Origin of the sequence: Xanthomonas sp. LMG 12459, from assembly GCF_009192905.1 — a bacterium.
Classification (GTDB): Bacteria; Pseudomonadota; Gammaproteobacteria; order Xanthomonadales; family Xanthomonadaceae; genus Xanthomonas_A; species Xanthomonas_A sontii.
The window spans coordinates 13,275-31,443 of record NZ_NSGT01000031.1; the positions used below are offsets into that span (position 1 = coordinate 13,275).

Annotated in this window: 17 protein-coding genes; 10 read left to right on the top strand and 7 right to left on the bottom strand. The window is 68.6% G+C overall.

What is annotated here, in order from left to right; genetic code table 11:
* Nucleotides 1-192 precede the first annotated feature (192 nt).
* On the top strand, nt 193-1,569 hold the full coding sequence (yjjJ, locus tag CEK65_RS07975) for a type II toxin-antitoxin system HipA family toxin YjjJ (RefSeq protein ID WP_152181353.1): 1,377 nt from the start codon (nt 193-195) through the stop codon (nt 1,567-1,569).
* A gap of 101 nt (nt 1,570-1,670) precedes the next feature.
* On the top strand, nt 1,671-2,495 hold the full coding sequence (locus CEK65_RS07980) for an alpha/beta hydrolase (RefSeq protein WP_152181354.1): 825 nt from the start codon (nt 1,671-1,673) through the stop codon (nt 2,493-2,495).
* 131 nt (nt 2,496-2,626) lie between these two features.
* On the opposite strand, the gene CEK65_RS07985 is transcribed toward CEK65_RS07980, so the two are convergent.
* On the bottom strand, nt 2,627-3,844 hold the full coding sequence (locus CEK65_RS07985) for a glycoside hydrolase family 30 beta sandwich domain-containing protein (protein WP_193314729.1): 1,218 nt from the start codon (nt 3,842-3,844) through the stop codon (nt 2,627-2,629).
* Between the two features lie 333 nt (nt 3,845-4,177).
* On the opposite strand from CEK65_RS07985, the gene CEK65_RS07990 reads away from it, so the two are divergent.
* The 3 genes from CEK65_RS07990 (at nt 4,178) to CEK65_RS08000 (ending at nt 7,216) form a co-directional block, all read left to right on the top strand.
* Nucleotides 4,178-6,265, top strand: a complete 2,088-nt coding sequence (locus CEK65_RS07990; protein ID WP_152181355.1) for a beta-galactosidase — start codon at nt 4,178-4,180, stop codon at nt 6,263-6,265.
* A gap of 220 nt (nt 6,266-6,485) precedes the next feature.
* Entirely contained in the window at nt 6,486-6,806 is a 321-nt protein-coding gene (locus tag CEK65_RS07995) for a DUF3817 domain-containing protein (protein ID WP_152181369.1), read from the top strand.
* 110 nt (nt 6,807-6,916) lie between these two features.
* The gene (locus CEK65_RS08000) at nt 6,917-7,216 is read left to right on the top strand and encodes a hypothetical protein (RefSeq protein WP_152181356.1); all 300 of its coding nucleotides are present in this window, start codon (nt 6,917-6,919) and stop codon (nt 7,214-7,216) included.
* A 27-nt stretch (nt 7,217-7,243) separates the two neighbouring features.
* Here the strand turns inward: CEK65_RS08000 and CEK65_RS08005 are convergent, their stop codons facing one another.
* Nucleotides 7,244-8,335, bottom strand: coding sequence for a DUF1615 domain-containing protein (locus tag CEK65_RS08005; RefSeq protein WP_152181357.1), 1,092 nt, complete (start codon nt 8,333-8,335; stop codon nt 7,244-7,246).
* 63 nt (nt 8,336-8,398) lie between these two features.
* Nucleotides 8,399-9,232 carry an NAD(P)H-dependent oxidoreductase gene (locus tag CEK65_RS08010; RefSeq protein ID WP_152181358.1) on the bottom strand — a complete coding sequence of 278 codons (834 nt, stop codon included), beginning with the start codon at nt 9,230-9,232 and terminating at the stop codon, nt 8,399-8,401.
* An 84-nt stretch (nt 9,233-9,316) separates the two neighbouring features.
* On the opposite strand from CEK65_RS08010, the gene CEK65_RS08015 reads away from it, so the two are divergent.
* Nucleotides 9,317-10,210, top strand: coding sequence for a LysR family transcriptional regulator (locus CEK65_RS08015; RefSeq protein ID WP_152181359.1), 894 nt, complete (start codon nt 9,317-9,319; stop codon nt 10,208-10,210).
* A gap of 19 nt (nt 10,211-10,229) precedes the next feature.
* Here the strand turns inward: CEK65_RS08015 and CEK65_RS08020 are convergent, their stop codons facing one another.
* The 3 genes from CEK65_RS08020 to CEK65_RS08030 form a co-directional block, all read right to left on the bottom strand.
* On the bottom strand, nt 10,230-11,066 hold the full coding sequence (locus tag CEK65_RS08020) for an SAM-dependent methyltransferase (RefSeq protein WP_152181360.1): 837 nt from the start codon (nt 11,064-11,066) through the stop codon (nt 10,230-10,232).
* Between the two features lie 249 nt (nt 11,067-11,315).
* Entirely contained in the window at nt 11,316-12,608 is a 1,293-nt protein-coding gene (locus tag CEK65_RS08025) for a peptidoglycan-binding protein (protein ID WP_082028786.1), read from the bottom strand.
* Nucleotides 12,533-13,231 carry a hypothetical protein gene (locus CEK65_RS08030; protein ID WP_226980517.1) on the bottom strand — a complete coding sequence of 233 codons (699 nt, stop codon included), beginning with the start codon at nt 13,229-13,231 and terminating at the stop codon, nt 12,533-12,535. The genes CEK65_RS08025 and CEK65_RS08030 overlap by 76 nt, the downstream gene beginning before the upstream one ends.
* Nucleotides 13,232-13,523: 292 nt before the next feature.
* Between CEK65_RS08030 and CEK65_RS08035 the strand changes: the two genes are divergently transcribed.
* The 4 genes from CEK65_RS08035 to CEK65_RS08050 all read left to right on the top strand — a co-directional run bounded on the left by CEK65_RS08035 (nt 13,524) and on the right by CEK65_RS08050 (nt 17,450).
* Entirely contained in the window at nt 13,524-14,399 is an 876-nt protein-coding gene (locus CEK65_RS08035; protein ID WP_026143535.1) for a DMT family transporter, read from the top strand.
* 185 nt (nt 14,400-14,584) lie between these two features.
* A complete protein-coding gene (locus CEK65_RS08040) occupies nt 14,585-14,941 on the top strand; it encodes a hypothetical protein (RefSeq protein ID WP_017911542.1) in 357 nt (118 codons plus the stop codon).
* 139 nt (nt 14,942-15,080) lie between these two features.
* On the top strand, nt 15,081-16,451 hold the full coding sequence (gene cycA / locus CEK65_RS08045; protein WP_010340292.1) for a D-serine/D-alanine/glycine transporter: 1,371 nt from the start codon (nt 15,081-15,083) through the stop codon (nt 16,449-16,451).
* Between the two features lie 78 nt (nt 16,452-16,529).
* Complete coding sequence (locus CEK65_RS08050; protein WP_152181361.1) at nt 16,530-17,450, top strand: CorA family divalent cation transporter; 921 nt, start codon at nt 16,530-16,532, stop codon at nt 17,448-17,450.
* A 30-nt stretch (nt 17,451-17,480) separates the two neighbouring features.
* Here the strand turns inward: CEK65_RS08050 and CEK65_RS08055 are convergent, their stop codons facing one another.
* Nucleotides 17,481-17,840, bottom strand: coding sequence for a hypothetical protein (locus CEK65_RS08055; RefSeq protein WP_017908445.1), 360 nt, complete (start codon nt 17,838-17,840; stop codon nt 17,481-17,483).
* Between the last annotated feature and the right edge of the window lie 329 nt (nt 17,841-18,169).

Sequence of the window (18,169 nt, forward strand, 5' to 3'; positions counted from 1 at the left end):
CGGATCGGGCAGTCAGGCGAGCGCCTGCAGGGCGCTCGCCTTAGGTTCGGCAGGCTGACCATCCGTCGCTTCAAGTATCTATTCAAAAAAGTAGTCACTAGTAGACCTATGTCGAGGTAATAGCCAAAGAATCCATCTGCTTACAAGTCTATTTCTCTTGACTATCTATTCATAAATCTATTCAATCCGGGAATGAGCGAGGCCCGGCTACGCGATCTGATTGCTTTTCTGCGCCATGAGGGGGCAGCGACGGCGCCTGGTATCGCAGCGGCGTTCGGCATCAGCCAACCGACGGTCTCGCGTCTGCTCAGCGCTGCCGGCGATCAGGTGCTGCGGATCGGCAAGGCGCGCGCCACGCGCTACGCGCTCAGCCGCACGTTGGGCCGGGCAGGCCGACGCTGGCCCCTGTTCCGTCTGCGTCCTGACGGGCGCGCCGAGACGCTTGGCGATCTCCATGCCATGCATGGCGATGGATTTCTGTTCGTTCCGCAGAACGCGCGACCGGTTCTGGTGCATGGTGAATTCGCCGATGGCGTGTTCCCAGGGCTGCCGTGGTTCCTGGACGATCAGCGCCCGCAAGGCTTCCTCGGCCGTGCCTTCGCACGGCGCGTCGCCGAAGACATCTGCGCGCCGCAGGATCTGCAGCGCTGGCAGCCTGACGATGTCGTCCTGTCGTTGCTGCGGCATGGCGACGATCAGCCCGGCGACCTGGTCCTGGGCGAGTTCGCTTTGCAGCGTGCGCAACAGGCCGCCCTGCAGCCGGCTGATGCGCTGGAGAAGGCGCAGCGATCCCAGCATTATCCGCAGCGCGCCGATGCCGTCTTGCGTGGCGAGGCGGTGGGCTCGTCGGCAGGAGGCGAACAACCGAAGTTCACCGCAATACTGCACACGGAAGGCGGCTACACGGCGGTCATCGTCAAGTTCAGCGAGCGTGCCGGCACGCCGGCCGCGCAGCGTTGGAGCGACCTGCTGCGGTGTGAACACCTGGCCAGCGACATCCTGCGTGCGCACGGCATCGCTGCCGTCGAGAGCGAACTGCTCGAGAGCGACGGTCGCGTGTTCCTGCAGTCCACGCGGTTCGACCGCACGCCTGTGCTGGGACGGCGCGGCTTCGTCTCGTTGGCCGCGGTGGATGCGGCCTACTTCGGCCATGGGCGCGTCGACTGGTGGTCGTTTGCACCGCAACTGCAGCGCGAAGGCTGGCTGAGCGACGCAGATGCGCAGCGCCTGCGCGTGTGCGGTTGGTTCGGCGCCTTGATCGGCAACAACGACATGCATCTGGGCAACGCTGGCCTGATGCTGGGCGATGCCTTGCCGATGGCGTTGGCGCCGATCTACGACATGTTGCCGATGGCGTTCCGACCCGCGGCCAGCGGCGAGGTGGTAGAGCGCGCCTATGTGGTGCCGTTGCCGACACCGGACCAGCGCGACGACTGGCGCGCAGCGGCCGGCATGGCGGTGACGTTCTGGGAGCGCGTCATCGATGACGCGCACATGTCTGCGGCATTTCACAGCATCGCGCGGGATGCGCTGGCGCAGTTGACCCGCGCCCTGCCGCGGATCGGTTGAGCGCCCTCGCGCCGCGTTAAACGCTCGGACACACGGCACTCACGCGGGCCGGACATGCGGCAGTGGAAGCTGCCGTGACTCCCCACCACGAGGTCCTGCCCATGGCTGCCACCAGCACACGTGTCCGTCTGCATGTCGAAGATACCGGCGGTGCCGGTCGCCCGGTGATCCTGATCCATGGCTGGCCGCTGTCGGCCGAGGCGTGGAAGGACCAGGTCGGGCCGCTGCAGCAGGCGGGCTACCGGGTCATCGCCTACGACCGCCGCGGCTTCGGCCGTTCGGAGAAGCCGGCCGACGGCTACGAGTACGACACCCTGGCCGACGATCTGGCCGGCATCATCGAAGACAAGCAGTTGCGCGACGCGGTGCTGGTCGGCTTCTCGATGGGCGGTGGTGAGGTGGCGCGCTACGTGGCGCGGCATGGCACCGAGAAGCTGGCAGCGGTAGTGTTCGCCTCCGCGGTGCCGCCGTACATGCTCAAGACCGACGACAACCCGGAAGGGCCGCTGAGCAAGGAGCAGGCGCAGGAGATGGAGCAGGGGCTGAAGGCCTCGCGCGAGACGTTCTTCGATGACTTCACCCGCGGCTTCTTCAGCGCCCACGGCACGCTGAAGGTCAGCGAGGCTCAGCGCCAGGAGGCGATCGCGCTGTGCCTCCAGAGCGACCAGGCCGCGGCGCTGGGCTGCATGCAGGCGTTCGGCACCACCGATTTCCGCGAGGACATCAAGAAGGTCGACGTGCCGACCCTGGTGCTGCACGGCGATGCCGACGCCACGGTGCCTTACGAAGGCTCGGGCCAGCGCACCCATCGCGCCATCGCCGGCAGCGATGTGGTGTTGCTGAGGGATGCGCCGCATGGCTGCAACACCAGTCATGCCGAGGAGTTCAATCAGGCCTTGCTTGCGTTCCTGGCCAAGTTGGGCTGATCGCTGGCGCGTGTCTCGGTGCCGACGCTCACGGCGTGGCACCGCGACGACGTGGACAGTCCTCCCGAAAACACCCGCGGCAGCGCCGGGCTGCCGCGGGTCGATCCAACAAATTCAAACCATCGCGACGATCACTCGCCGACCAGCGTGGCCACGCTCTGCGGGTCGACATAGACCACGGTCTGGCCCGAGGCGACGCTGTACTTGCCGCCATAGCCGACGTTGAGGGTGGACGAGGTGCTGTACTTGGTGAATGCGGTGGCGCTGCCGGCGGGCACGCGCACGGTGAGCTGCCGATGCTGGGTGCCGGTGTTGACCGCCACCAGAACCAGCTTGCCGCCCGGGGTCTTGTAGGCGCTGACGGCGACATCGCTGTACGGCGCGGCGGTGGCGCCGATGCGCACGGACCCCGGACGCACGAAGCGTGCGTATTGCGACATCACGTAGCCGCGCTTGCTCACCGTGCCGTTCTCGGCGATCAGCCCATAGCTGCGGCGGATGTACCACCAGATGTAGCCGCTGTAGTTGGCCAGCATGCTGTTGTGCAGTTCGCTGCCCACGCCGAGCGCGGACGGCCAGGCGTTGCCGTCGGTGTTGTCGGTGTAGTGCTCGGTCATCCACAGCTGCTTGCCCTTGCTGCGCGCCAGCGGGTAGTCCTTGGGCTGCACGCCATACAGGTGCCCGCCGATGATGGACAGGTACTGGGCGGCGCTGCTGTTGAGCACCGGGTCGGTCAGCGCGGTGTTGAAGCCCAGCGACTCGGCGGCGAGCAGCTTGAACTTGCCGAACTTCGCACCCTGCGCGCTGATGAAATTGAGGAAGTCGGTGCCGTTCCAGTCGCCCGACTCGTAGTCCGGATGCCAGTCCGGCTCGTTCTGCAGCGACAGGGCGTAGATCGGCGCGCCCTTGCTGTCCATGTAGGCGGTGAAGTCCAGCAGGTGCTTGGCGTACGCGTCGTAGTACTGCGGCAGCAGCTTGCCGCCGTTGTTGAGGTTGTTGTTGGACTTCATGTAGGCCGGCGCCGACCACGGCGTGGCCAGCAGCACCGCGCCGTGCGCGCGGGCCCGCACCGCCGACGGTACCTGTTGGCTCCAACCGGAACTGGACGGATCGATGCGCATGCGCATGATCGACAGGCCGATCTGCCCGGTGTCGCTGCCGAAGGCCAGGTCGACCTGGGCCGGGGTGAGGTCGGCGATCCAGCCGGCGCCGTTCATGCCGCCGAAGCCCTGGATGGTCTGGTGGACCTCGCTCGGGGTCACGGTGACGGTCTGCGCCAGGGCGGTGCCGGCCGAGAACAGCGTGGCGGCCGCGGCGAGCAAGGTGCCGAGCAAGCGAGGGGTCTTCATGGCGTGTCCAGCAGTGGGGGAGGCGTGACGCTAGCCAGCGCAGATGACCATTTCAATGTCGCGGTCCTCCAAAGCGTTCAAGTGAGACCGGTGGCGCAACGCGAGCACAACGGTGTCCTCAGTCCACATCGGTGCACGGGTCGCGCTGGATGGCGCGATGCAGCGTTGGCGCATCATGCGTTACGCGGTGAGGTACGGCGTGCGGATTGTGCGCAGTTGCGCGCGCAAACGCCGCAAGATGCACAAGTGCGCGCATGGCAAAACTGCGCACAATGCAGGCGCTGGCACAGCGCAGGGGGCGTGCCGGCGTTTCCTCTTGCGAAGGTCTTGCGCATGCCACTGTTCCGTGTTCCGCAACGCTGCGGCGTTGCCCTGTTCGCTGCGATGCTGTCGATCCTGCTCTGCCTGCCGATGCTGGCGCAGGCGCAGGCCACCCGTTATCGCGACGTTGCGCCGCTGTTGCTGGGCGTGGCCTGGTATCCGGAGCAGTGGCCGGAGGCGCAATGGGAGCGCGATCTGGCGCTGATGCAGGCGGCGCACGTGCGCGTGGTGCGGATCGGCGAGTTCGCCTGGAGCCGGATGGAGCCGCGCGAGGGGCAGTACGATTTCGACTGGATGGACCGCGCCATCGCCGCGGCCGCGCGCCACGGCATGGTGGTGGTGCTGGGCACGCCGACCGCGGCGCCGCCGGCGTGGTTGACCCAGGCCTATCCGGACACCTTGCGGGTCAGCCAGGACGGCGTGCGCGACGAGCACGGCAACCGCCAGCAGTTCTCCTTCGCCAGCGCACGCTACCGGCGCTTCGCGCATGCCATCGCCGAGCAGATGGCGCAGCGCTACGGGCACAACCCGCACGTGGTCGGCTGGCAACTGGACAACGAGTACGCGCAGTCCTCGTTCGATCCCGAGGCCAAGGCGCAGTTCCACGCGTGGCTGCAGCGCAAGTACGGCAGCATCGACGCGCTGAACCAGCGCTGGGCCACGGCGTACTGGAGCCAGACTTACAACGACTTCGCGCAGATCCCGGTGCGCGAGGACGAGGAGAATCCGGCGCTGCTGCTGGAGTGGAAGCGCTTCGTCAGCGACACCTGGGCCGACTATTCGCGCAACCAGATCGACGCGATCCGCCCGCATGCCGATCCGCGCCAGTTCATCACCACCAACACCATGGGCTGGTTCGCCGGCTTTGACGCCTACACCGTGCACAGCGTGCTCGACATCGCCGCCTGGGACGACTACGTCGCCGGCGAGCGCTACGACTGGATGGACAATGCGGCGCGCCACGATCTGACCCGCGGCTACAAGCAGCGCAACTACTGGGTGATGGAAACCCAGCCGGGCTTCGTCAACTGGCGCGCGACCAACGTGGCGCTGCGCAAGGGCCAGGTACGCGCGATGGCGTGGCAGGCGGTGGCGCATGGCGCCGATGCGGTGTCGTACTGGCAGTGGCGCGCTGCGCCCAACGGCCAGGAGGAATATCACGGCACCCTGGTCGGCGCCGACGGCACGCCGGTGCCGGTGTATGCGGAGATCCAGCAGGTCGGCGCGGAGTTCGCCAAGGCCGGTCCGGCGCTGGCCGGCACCACGCCGCAGGCGCAGGTGGCGCTGATCAACGACTTCGACAGCCGCTGGGCGATCGGCTTCCAGAAGCACGCGGCCGACTTCGATCCGGTCGTGCAGATGAAGAGCTTCTACCGGCCGCTGCGGCAGCAGGCGCAGGTGGTCGACGTGGTCTCGGCGATGGCGCCGCTGGGGCGCTACAAGCTGGTGGTGGCGCCGGCGCTGAATGTGCTGACCGAGGAACAGGCGCAGCGGCTGAAGGCCTATGTCGAACACGGCGGGCACTTGGTGCTGGGCCCGCGCAGCGGCATGAAGAACGTCGACAACGGCCTGCATCCGCAGCGCCAGCCCGGCCCGCTGGCGACCTTGCTCGGCGGACGCGTGGAGCAGTTCTATGCGCTGGACAAGCCGATCCCGCTGGTCGGCGCGGGCGCCGACGGCAGCGCCAAAATCTGGGCCGAACAGTTGCAGGCCACTGCCGCCGACACCGCCGCGCCGCTGCGCTACGGCGCGGCCAACGGCTGGCTGGACGGCGCGCCGGCGCTGCTGACCCGGCGCGTCGGCAAGGGCCGCATCAGCTATGTCGGCGGCTGGTTCGACGACGCCACGCTGGATCGCCTCACCGGCGACTGGTTGCGCGACGCCGGGGTGCAGGCGCCGCTGGCCGATGTGCCGGAGGATGTGGAAGTGGGCGTGCGCAGCGATGGCGCGCGGCGCATCGTGGTGTTGATCAACCACGGCGCCACCGCGCACACCGTGCGGCTGCCGGCGTCGATGCGCGCGCTGCTGGGGCCGACGCCGAGCAACGACACGGTGCAACTGGCGCCCGACGACGTGGCGGTGCTGGAACAGCGTCGCTGAGGACTGCGGCGGTGCGCTGCGGCGCATTGCCGGCCACGCGATGACGGATCGGTGCGCTGGGGTCTACCTGTGCCGCGCTCGCCGTGGCCGCGTCGTGCCTGTGCGCCACGCGCAAGGACACGCTCTACAATGCAGGTGCCAGCGGGCGTCGCCGCCGCCATCGCGTCGCGGCCTCGTTCCCTCACTGGAGTTGCGTGTGTCCTTGTCTTCTTCCCGTCCGTTGTCGCCGGTGGGCCGGCTGTTCGTCGCTGCCGCCGTGTTCGAAGGCCTGACCTGGGCCGGCCTGTTGCTCGGCATGCTGCTCAAGTACGGCACCCAGACCACCGAGCTGGGCGTGTGGCTGTTCGGCCGTCTGCATGGGGCTGCATTCCTGCTGTACGTGGTCGCCAGCCTGCTCGCCGCGCTGCGGTTGCGCTGGCCCTGGTGGGCGTGGGCGCTGAGCCTGCTGGCGGCGCTGCCGCCGCTGGTCACGGTGCCGCTGGAACTGTGGTTCCGCCGGATCGGCCTGCTTGGCGCGCCAGGGCGGCGCACAGCTGCCTAGTGCTGCGCTTCGGCGCGTTGTGCCGGCGTTCTCCGGCATCGCTCTAGACTGCAGTGCCTAGCGCAGGCGAGGAGGCCATGGGCAAACGCAAACGACGACCGCCCCCGCCAATGCCGACACCCACGCGCCTGCAACGGCTGGTCGCGCGTGTGCAACGGCCGGTGTTGCTGCTGATGGCCGCGGTCATCGGCGCGAGCGCCGTGGTGAAGCTGTACCTGCTGGCGAAGGCGCTGCTGAGCGGCGTGTACATCGGCGTATCGAGAGTCGGCCCGCCACGGATCTACCTGCTGCAGACCGACCCGGGGCACTACTGGTTCTCGATCGCCTGGGACGGCGTGCTCAGCCTCGTGTTGCTGGCGCTTGCCGTCGCCCTTGGCTGGTCGATGATGGCACTGCGCAAGCCGACATAGCATCGGATCGGCGGATCGCCGCGACCGTCACTTGGCAAGGCAACGCTGCCAGCGCTCGGTCACGCGCTGCGCGAACCAGGCGGTGGTGAGCTTGCGGGTGATCTTCGGGCTTTCCAGGGCGATGCCCGGCAGTACCGCGCGTGGCAGCGGCTTGCCGGCATCGCGGTCTGCCAGGGCGAACACCTGGCGATACAGTGCGCTGTCGGCGAAATCCGCCTCGCTGCCGCGCTGCAGTTCGCGGCGGATCGTGCGCGCGTCCATGCCCAGTTGCGTGCCCAGGCTGCGTGCGGCGCGCTCGGTGGCGCCGGGGGCGTCGAGGTCGGCGCCTGGCGTCAGCAGATCGCCATCGAGGGCGAGCGAGATGCCGCTGGCGCGCGCCAGCGCAGCCTGGAACGCAGCATTGCGGCTGGCGTACCAGCCGGCATTGAAGTCGGCGAAGCGGTACAGCATCGCCGCCGCGTTCGGGTAGCCGAGCAGGTGGCGGGTGCCGAACCAGATGCCGCCGCGGCGAGTGAACACCGCGTGGCGCACGCCGTCGCTCAGCGGATACGGATAGCCGTCGGTATGCACCTGCGCGAAGGCGATGCTCACCTGCATCGGCCCGGCGGTGTGCACCGGGTTGAGGTCGCCGAACAGGCGCTGGCCCAGCGGCACACTGCCGGCGATGTCCTCGAAGATGGTGCTGAGATCCTGTTCGGTGCGCGCGGCGGCCAGGCGCTCGGCATAGCTGCGTCCATCCGGCCCGCGTAATTGCAGCGCTGCATCCAGCGCGAACGCCGGCACATGCACCGCCGCCGCGCGCCGCTGCAGTTCCGCCCGGGCGATCTTGCCCAGCCCCGGCACCGGTGGATTGGTCTGGTAGGTCGATTCCTGTTCGATCACCGCCAGGACCGCACAGATGTTCTCGGCATTGGTGCCCAGACTCTGCGAGGCCAGGGCCACGTAGACGTCGTCGGCCCAGCCGCGGCGATCGGGTACCGTGGCCGGGATGCGCCGGGCGATGTCGGCCTTGACCTCGCTGGGCGTGCGCTCGGGCAGGCGTGGCGCCTGCGTGGCGCAGGCGCCGAGCAAGGCGGCGCTGCATACGGCGAGCAGACGGACGAAGACGGCGGTGGACATCGGCGCGGCGGCTCCAACGGGATAGCGTCGCTGCATCCTACAGGTGCGCTGTCGGCACCGTGCCTACGTCGCTGGTGCCGACGCTGTGCGGTCGGAGGTCGCCGACGCTTGCGTGTCCGCGTCGAGCGCATGGATGCCGAAGCCGCTGCGGCCGGGTGCGAACTCCTCCCGCAGCGTCAGTGCAGGAATCGCGTAGTCGCCTGCATTCTGCTTGCGGAACGCGATCGGCGCGGTGCTGAACAGCGTGTCCAGCCGTTCGCCAAGCGCCGCGCTGGTCTGCGCGAAACGCGCCGCATCCATGCGCCCGCTGCGGTACACCACGAACGGCGGCAGCACATCGAACCCGGGGTAATGCAGGATGCCGTGCTGGATCGGGAACAGCAGGTCGTCGATGGGGCCGTTGATGCCGCGCGGTGCGTAGTGCGATTCCCAGCCGCCGGCGGTGACGATCAGCATCGCGCGCTTGCCGGCCAGCGTGCCTTCGCCGTAGCGGTCGCCCCAGTGCGTGTCGGAGTGTTCGCCGACGCCGTAGGCGAAGCCGCAGGCATACACCCGGTCCACCCAGCCCTTGAGGATGGCCGGCATCGAGAACCACCACAGCGGGAACTGCAGCAGCAGCGCATCGGCCCAGCGCAGCTTGTCCTGCTCGGCGGCGATGTCCGCGCACTGACGGCCGCTGGCGAAGGCGCGCTGCGAGTCGCGCGAAGGATCGAAGCGCGCGTCCGCGGCGCCGTCCAGGCTGTCCTGCGCGTCGACGCTGGTTTTCCAGTCCATCGCATACAGGTCCGACACCTGCACGCGATGGCCTGCGGCCTGCAGGCGCTGCACCGCCACCTGCTTGAGGGCGCCATTGAGCGAGGCGGGTTCGGGATGGGCATAGACCAGCAAGACGTTCATGCGGGTTCTCGGTGAGGGAAGGTCTCCACGCTAGGCCGCGCTTCGCTATAGTGGAAATGAATTGCCTTGATAGTCGCTATTGCCATGGTTGATCTGCGGCGCTTGGACCTCAATCTGCTGCTGACCCTGGACACGCTGCTCGACACGCACAACGTGACCCGCGCCGCGGCGCGGCTGCATCTGTCGCAGCCGTCGGTCAGCGTGCACCTGGCCAAGCTGCGCGAGGCGCTGGGCGATCCGCTACTGCTGCCGGGGCCGCGCGGCATGCGCCCCACCGCACGCGCCGAAGCGCTGCGCGCCCCGTTGCGCGAGGCCCTGCAGGCGCTGCAGCAGGCGGTGGCACCGGATGCGCCGTTCGATCCGGCGCGCGCGCAGACGTTGTGGCGGGTGGCGGCCAGCGACTACGGTGCTTCCACCGTGCTGCTGCCGGCGATCGCCGCCTTGCGCCGGGTGGCGCCGGGTACAGCGTTGGCGGTACTGCAGTTGGCGCCGCCGACGATCGCGCAGCAGGCCGAACAGGGCCAGATCGACCTGGCCCTGCACACCGTCGCCGACGCGCCACCCGGCCTGCGCCGACGCACGCTGTTCGCCGAACACTACGTGCTGGTCGGTCGGGCCGGCCATCCGCGGTTGCGACGTCGACCGAGCCTGGCGCAGTTCTGCGCGCTCGAGCATGTCATCGTCTCGCCCGATGGTGGCGGTTTCAGCGGCGTCACCGATGCGGCGCTGCGCGCGCATGGCCTGCAGCGCCGGGTGGTGCTGTCGGTGCCGCACTTCCAGTTCGTCGTTGCCGCGCTCCAGCGCAGCGACCTGGTGGCGATGCTGCCCGAGCGGCTGGTGCGCGACCAGCCCGGCCTGCGGGTGTGCGCGCCGCCGCTGGAGCTGCCCGGCTACGAGATGGCCATGCTCTGGCACGAGCGCGTGCACCGCGATCCGGCGCACCGCTGGTTGCGCGAGCACATTCTCGCGTCGATCTGACGCGGCGGAGGCGATCGCCTCAGCGGCGCGTGCCCAGGACCCCGTCCAGGGCCAGCTGCGTGGTGAAGCCGGCCTTCTCCAGGCGTTTGGCCACCTCGCGCGGCACGTCGCGGCCGCTGGTGAGCTTGTTCGGACTGCCGGTGTAGTGGAACAGCCGGCCGCCGCGGCGCAGCACCCGCGCGAGCTGGTCGTAGAAGGTTTGCGCGTAGAGTTCGCCGGCGATGCCGAAACGTGGCGGGTCGTGCAGGATCGCGTCCATCGACGCGTCGGCGATGCCGCCGATGGCGGCGCCGACATCGCCATGGGTCAGCTGCAGGCGGCCATCGCTGGTGGCCGGATCCGGCGACCACGGATTGAGCGTGCGCAGCCACAGCACGTCGGCGTTCTTCTCGAACGAGTGCAGGCGTGCCACGCCGGCCTCCAGCGCGCAGGCGGCGAAATAGCCGAGGCCGCCGCAGGTATCCAGCACTTGCTTGCCGCGCGGTTCCACCAGCGCCACCTTGCGCCGCGCGTCCTCGAACGGCGACAGCTGCGCGCTGGGCAGCATCTTGATGCCATCGATCTCGAAGGTCGGCGCGCCCCACTCGGTCGGCACCAGCTTGATCAGCGCACCGCCGAAGCGCGACACCGCGGCGAAGTCCTCGCCGTCCCAGTAGTACAGCGTGCGGTCCTTGAGCTTGCCCGGGTACGGATATTCGCGTCCCTGCCACTGCCAGCGGTCGGCACCGAGCAATGCCTGGCCCTGGCTGCGCTCCAGGTCGAGCGAGCCGGACCAGGTGGCGGCGCCGGCATCGCGCGCGGCGAGCAGCGCGACGGCGAGCGGACGGGTGAGCAGGGGGCCGGAATAGAGGGTCAAGGGGGGATCTGCCGGCGGAAGGGCGCGGCATGGGGCTCGGATGCGGGAGCGCATCGTAACCGACGCGGCGCCGAGAGGGGATGACTGCGACGGGCAAGCGCCGCAGTTGCCGTCGCTAAATGCGAAACGCATCGGCAGCATTGCGGCGCCGGACCAAAGCGCTACTCCGGCAGAAGCGCTTTGCTCTCCGGTGCAAATCCCACCGGGACCGACGTGCCGCGCGCTGCGCGCGCAACGCGGCAGCTTCGCTCAATGCCCCATGCCACCGCGTGCCTGCGCAGGTTCCTGCTGCGGGGCTGGCTGCTGCAATGCTTGATCGCGCTGTTGATTCTGCGCATCCACCTGGCGGGTGCTTTCCTGCAGCGTCGGCGCCTGGTCCAGATCGACACGCGTACGAAATCCTGGTGTGTTGCCGGCGACGAACGCAACCTTGTCCTGCACCGTGACCGCCTGCAGTTGCTGCGGGCCCTGGATGCCCTCGGCCTTGGCCGCTTGCAAGGTGTGCGCGACTTGCGCGTCGGTGGCGCCGGGTATGCGTTCGCGCAACGCGTTGAAGAACGGATGGTCGGCGTGTGTGGCTTCGGAGACCAGCGGCGAACGCTTGGCCTCGGCCAGGGCCGTCCGTGTGTCGCGTCCGACGACGGCATCGTCATCCAGGCCATGCGCGCGCTGAAACTCTTTCAGGGCATGGCGCGTATTGCGTCCGAAGTCGCCATCCGGCTTCAACGGCTTGCCGTCGGCGCCATGGTAGCCCAGCTCAGCCAACTGTTCCTGCAGTGCCCGGGTTTGCTGGTTGCGCTCATCCCCACCCATGCTGGCCAACTGCTGCAGCGAGACCTTGCCGCTCTGGATGTTGGCGACCAGCTCGGGCGTGATGGTCTGGGCCCATTGGTTCGCGGCCTGCACGCGTTCGTTGGCACCGTTGTCGCCACCATTGATGATGCGGCCCGCTGCACGGGCGTTGTCGCGCAGGTTCTCCGGCACGCGATCCCGCCAATAAGCCACCGCGAGATTGGCCGCCGTCTGCGGTTCGGCCGCCAGGTCCGGGTTCTTGGCGAGATCGACATTGAAGCGCTGGCCGTAGCGCTCGTAGTTGTCGCGGCCGGTGTACTGCAGATAGCCGCGGCCATGAAACCGCCAGCCGTCGCCGGGTTCGGTATTGCCGAGATCGGCGCGGTTTTCGTACATCACGGTGGCAATGCGCTGCGGATCGCGGCTGGCGACGGCGTCCTCCACCTGCTTGCGGGTGAAGCGGTCATCGGCCGAGGAGACCGCGGCGATCACGCTGTCGGCCGAGGTATAGCCCAGGTTCTCGTGCATGCGCCGAAAGTGGCCGGTTTCGACGGCGGCGTTTCCCATCAGGTTGGCCAGTTCCGTCGGCGAGGTGATGCCAGAATCGACCGCAGTCTTGAGCAGCAGTGCCGAGCTTTCGTTGAAACGGGGCATGGTTCTCTCCTTGGAATCAATTACTGGACGACGGCGCGGTGCTTGTCCATGGCGTCCTGCAGTTTTTCTGGATCGATCTGCGAGATCGGCGTCCATGCGAAGTCCGCCGGATAGCTGGCGGTTCCGCGGAAGACGTCCATCGCGCCGCTCTGCGGATTCTCTGCCGGTGCCGTGCTGCTCGCTTCCGCCAGATACCAGGCTTTCTTGGCCGGGTCGTACTTCAACGTGTAGGTGACATTGCTGCGCGTCTGCTGGTTGACGTAGACGATTTCCTGCGGCTTCAGGCTCAGGTTGTCGTCCAGGCGCTTCGCGTTGCGCGCCACATCGTTGTAGAGGCAGTCGACCGCTTGCGGGCTACGGTCGGCCACGTTCCATGCCGCATTCGCCTGTTGCAGGACCAGCAGCTCGCAGGTATTGCCTGATGCATCGGCATTGGCGTGGCGGACGATGGCGACGGCATCGGTCCCGCCGTTGCCGGTCAGGTCGTGCTGTTTGAAGGCGAGGATCTGGTCTCCCGGCTTGAGCAAGGGTTGCAGGGATGCCTCCCCTGAAAGCGACGCCGCCGGCGAAGCGGGCGCCTTGGCGGTCGCTGCAGCAGGGGAGTGCGAGTCCGTGCCGCCGTTGGCGGCGTGGTCGGCCGGCGTGGTTTGCGCGGACGGTTGGCAGCCGATCAGGCTTGCCGCAAGGAGGAAAGGCAGACAACGTGGCAGTGATTGCATCGGGCGGTCTCTGGCTGCATGCAACGGACGCGTTGCGATCGGGTTCAAGGCAGCAGGGAGGCCGACGAGGCGGTCTTGGGTTCGCGTCGTCCTGACACGGAGGCAACTCCCGCTCCCTGGATGCAACCGCGGGCGCACCCTTGGTTGCGCTGAGGCTTATAGCAACGCATTGCTTAAGAATTTGTTGTGTCTTGGGCGGTTCGCGCGGTCGCTGCTTCCGTTCCCCCCGCATAATGGGCGCCAGTTCCCGTGTGCCCGGTATGGGCCGTCGTTCGATCGCAAGAGGCTCATGATGCTCAAGGGTGTGCTGCTCGGTTTCGCCTGTTACGCCGCCTACTCGATCAGCGACGCCTTCGTGAAGGGGCTGGAGGGGTCGCTGCCGGCCTACGAGGTGGTGTTCTTCGGGGCGCTGCTGATGCTCGCGGCGCTGCCGTTCCTGAAGAAGCCGGGCGATCGCTGGCGCGAAGTGGTGGTGGCGCAGCGGCCCAGCATCTGGCTGCTGCGCGCGTTCACCGGCGCGGCCGGCAATCTGTCCGCGGTCACTGCGTTCACCTTGCTGCCGATGGCCGAGGCGTTCGCGCTGATCTTCCTGATGCCGATCTTCGTCACCGTGCTGTCGGTGCTGCTGCTCAAGGAGGAAGTGCGCTGGCGGCGCTGGCTGGCGGTGATCGTCGGCTTCATCGGCGTGCTGGTGGTGCTGCGGCCGGGCTTCCGGCACCTGGGCCAGGGCCATGTCGCGGCGATCGTCTGCGGGCTGGTGGGGGCGGTGTCGGTGATCAGCCTGCGCATGGCCGGGCCCGGCGAGAAGCGCCTGACCCTGTACGGCGCCGGCGTGCTCGGCCCGCTGCTGATGGGCGGGCTGCTGATGCTGCCGACCTTCGTCTGGCCCACCTGGCAGCAATGGATCCTGCTGGCCGGCTACGGCCTGCTCGCCGGCCTGGCCGCGATCTTCATGATGTACGCCTCGCGGTCGGCGCCGATCAGCGCGGTGGCGCCGACCCAGTACAGCCAGATGCTGTGGGCGATCGGCTTCGGCTACTGGCTGTTCCACGATCACCTGGACTGGCCGATGGCGGTGGGCATCGCGCTGATCCTGGGCGCCGGGCTGTTCACTCTGGTGCGCGAGGAGAAGGTCACGCGGTGGTGGCGGCGCACCAAGCTGGTGTGAGCGCGGCCGCCTGAGCCGATCTCGGTCGCCGCACCGGCGCCGATCAGGAAATCGCCGATACGGCCGCGCACGCAGCGCGGCGATGCTGCCGGCTCACGGACGAGGCAGGGCAGCGGCGCGTGGCCGCGACGGAACGCAGCGGTCGCCGCGCCATCGGACTTTCCTTATCAAGATCGGAGAACGGCATGACGAACAATGCGATGGGGCAGTTGCTCGACGCCGCCGCCCATGCGGGCGCGGCGGGTGTGCGGGTGGTGGCAGGCGTGGTCGGCGCGGACGGTGCGGTCCGCAACGGCGCGGGGTACACGGTGGCGCATGTGAGCACCGGCCACTACCTGGTGAGCTTCCAGCCGCCGTTCCAGGCGCTGGATGGCGTCTCGGTCACCCAGATCTATTCGGGCGACGGCAGCACCTGCGACAACGCGGTGATCATCCGCCTGGATGCGGGCCAGGTGCTGCTGAAGACCGGCGACGGCGGCGGCAACCAGTCCGACCGCGATTTCAGCTTCGTCGCGATCGGGCAGGGCGGCGCGCTGGCCTGAGCGACGGCCCCCGTGGCGGCGCGGACGGCATGTGGCGCAGTCCGCGCCGCCGCGGGCGCCACCCGGCGCACGCGCGGCTGGCGCGCGCTGCCGCCATCTTCTATGTTTGCAGGCTAATCCCTCGCGATGGCCTGCGCCCATGACCGATCCGTCCGCCCAGCCCGACCACCTGCAGCGCAGCCTGTCCAACCGCCACCTGCAGTTGATCGCGATCGGCGGAGCGATCGGCACCGGCCTGTTCATGGGCTCGGGCAAGACCATCAGCCTGGCTGGGCCGTCGATCCTGTTCGTGTACCTGATCATCGGCGTGATGCTGTTCTTCGTGATGCGCGCGATGGGCGAGCTGCTGCTGTCGAACCTGGAGTACAAGTCGTTCATCGACTTCTCCACCGACCTGCTGGGGCCCTGGGCCGGGTTCTTCTGCGGCTGGACTTACTGGTTCTGCTGGATCATCACCGCCATCGCCGACGTGATCGCGATCGCCGCCTACGCGCAGTTCTGGTTCCCGACGCTGGCGCCGTGGATCCCGGCGATGCTGTGCGTGCTGTTGCTGCTGGGGCTGAACCTGGTGACGGTGAAGCTGTTCGGCGAAATGGAATTCTGGTTCGCGCTGATCAAGATCGTGGCGATCTGCGCGCTGATCCTCACCGGCGCCGGGCTGGTCGCCTGGGGCTTCCAGTCGCCGTCCGGGCACGTGGCCTCGCTGGCCAACCTGTGGAACGACGGCGGCATGTTCCCGATGGGGCTGGGCGGGTTCTTCGCCGGCTTCCAGATCGCGGTGTTCGCCTTCGTGGGCATTGAACTGGTCGGCACCACCGCCGCCGAGACCGCCGACCCGCGCCGCAACCTGCCCAAGGCGATCAACTCGATTCCCGTGCGCATCCTGGTGTTCTACGTGCTGGCGTTGGTGGCGATCATGGCGGTGACGCCGTGGCGCGAGGTGGTGCCGGGCAAGAGCCCGTTCGTGGAGCTGTTCGTGCTGGCCGGCGTGCCGGCCGCGGCCAGTCTGATCAACTTCGTGGTGCTGACCTCGGCCACCTCCTCGGCCAACAGCGGCATCTTCTCCACCAGCCGCATGCTCTACGGCCTGGCCGAGGAGCGCCACGCGCCGCGCGGTTTCGCCCGGCTCTCGCGCGCGGCGGTGCCGGCGCGCGGGTTGCTGTTCTCCTGCGCCTGCCTGCTCGGCGGCACCGTGCTGATGTACCTGATCCCGAACCTGGTCACCGCCTTCACCCTGGTCACCACGCTGGCCGCGGTGCTGTTCATGTTCGTCTGGTCGCTGATCCTGTGCGCCTACATCGCCTACCGGCGCAAGCGCCCGCAGCTGCATGCGGCCTCCGCGTTCAAGATGCCTGGCGGGGTGGTCATGTGCTACGTGTGTCTGGCGTTCTTCGCCTTCGTGCTGGCGCTGCTGACTCTGCAGGCCGACACCCGCCAGGCGCTGTTCGCCAGCCCGGTGTGGTTCCTGCTGCTGGGCGTGGGCTACGCGTTGAAGCGGCGCAGCGCCTGAACCGGTGCCCGCAGCGGGCGTTGACGCTCCGCGCGCGCTGACGGATGCTCGCGGCCTTTCCTGCGCGAGCCAGTCCCGATGATCACCATCCATCGCCTCGGCGGTACCTCCGACACGCCGGTGTGCTGGGTGGACCTGTGCCGGCCGAGCGAGGCGGAGCTGGCCGAGGTCGACGAGAAGGTCGGTTTCGCGGTGCCGACGCGCGCGGCCATCGGCGAGATCGAGTTCAGCAGCCGGGTGCGGGTGGAAGGCGAGGTGCTGTTCCTCAACGTGCCGCGCTTCCAGGACGAGGACGGTCCGACCGCGCCGCTCGGTTTCGCGGTGTCGCCGCGGGTGCTGGTGACCCAGCGCGAGCAGCCGATGGCCTCGCTGGACGCGGTGGCCGCGCAGTTGCAGCACAGCCCCTGTCGTAGCAGCGACGACCTGCTGCTGCGCCTGCTCGACGAACTGGTCGGGCGCCTGGCCGACCGCCTGGAAGCGCTGGAGGCGCAGATCACCGAGACCACGCGCGCGGCATTCGCCAAGCCGCATGCGCGGCACAAGTCGCGGCACCTGGAGCGGATGCTGCACGACGTCGGCGACATGGGCCGGCGCCTGGGCGGCATGCACAACGCCGGCCACGGCCTGCTGCGCCTGGCCACCTACCTGGACGATGCGGCGCCGGACTGGTTCGGGGAAGACGCGGCCAAGCGCATCGGCCTGCTGCACAAGGATCTGGCCACCCTGATCGAATTCGAGCAGCACCTGGACGACCGCATCGAGTTCCTGCTCGACAGTGTGCTGGGCATGATCAACGTCGACCAGAACAACGTGATGAAGGTGATGGCGGTGGCCTCGGTGGTGGGCATCCCGCCGACGGTGCTGGTCGGCATCTGGGGCATGAACTTCGCGCACATGCCCGAGCTGAAATGGCACGACGCCTACTACTGGGCGCTGGGCGTGATCGCGCTGAGCATGCTGTTGCCGCTGGCCTGGTTCCGCCGGCGCGGCTGGGTCTGAGCCAGCCGCGCGCGGCGCCGGCCACGCAGGTCACGCCGCCAGGCTGTCGGCCTCGGCGGCGTCTTCCGCGGTGTCGCCTTCCTCGCCGCTGACGTGCTGGACCGCGGCGATGTCCCACGACACCGTGTCCGGATCGATCAGGGCGTGGATCGCCGCGCCCTGCAGTTCGCGCATCAGCCGTCGTGCCGATGCGGTGCCGTGCGCGACGCTGTCCCACAGCACCATGTCGACCACGCTGCCGTCGCGGCGGCGGGCGATGCGCCGCGAGCGGAAGCCGGGCTGGCGCTGCAGCCAGGCATCGACCTCGGCATTGGCGCGCAGGAAGGTGCGCCAGGTGCAGTCCAGCAGGCGGAAGGTGGCGATTTCCAGGGCTTCGGTATGGGGATGCATCGGTCTCTCCTGCGGTCTGCATCGCCCGCATGGCACGCTGGCGGCGACGCGGCAGCGCGACGAGGGGCATGGGGGAAGGGACAGGGCCGTACGGCCGGAACAGGCGGGCGGGGGGGGGGGGTCCGGGGCGGCGCCCGTGCGGGGACACGCCGACACAGGATGCTGGCCCGCGCCGCGGGCGCGTTCGAGCGGTCCAACGGGATTTTTTTACGAGCCTGCAAGCCGCGGCGCGCCCGGGGCCGCGCCGGCGCCGCAACGGGGAAGCTTGCCTTCCTCCTCCGCCCCGCAACGCGCCCCTTCCGATTACGCCGCCCGCCCACCCCTCACAG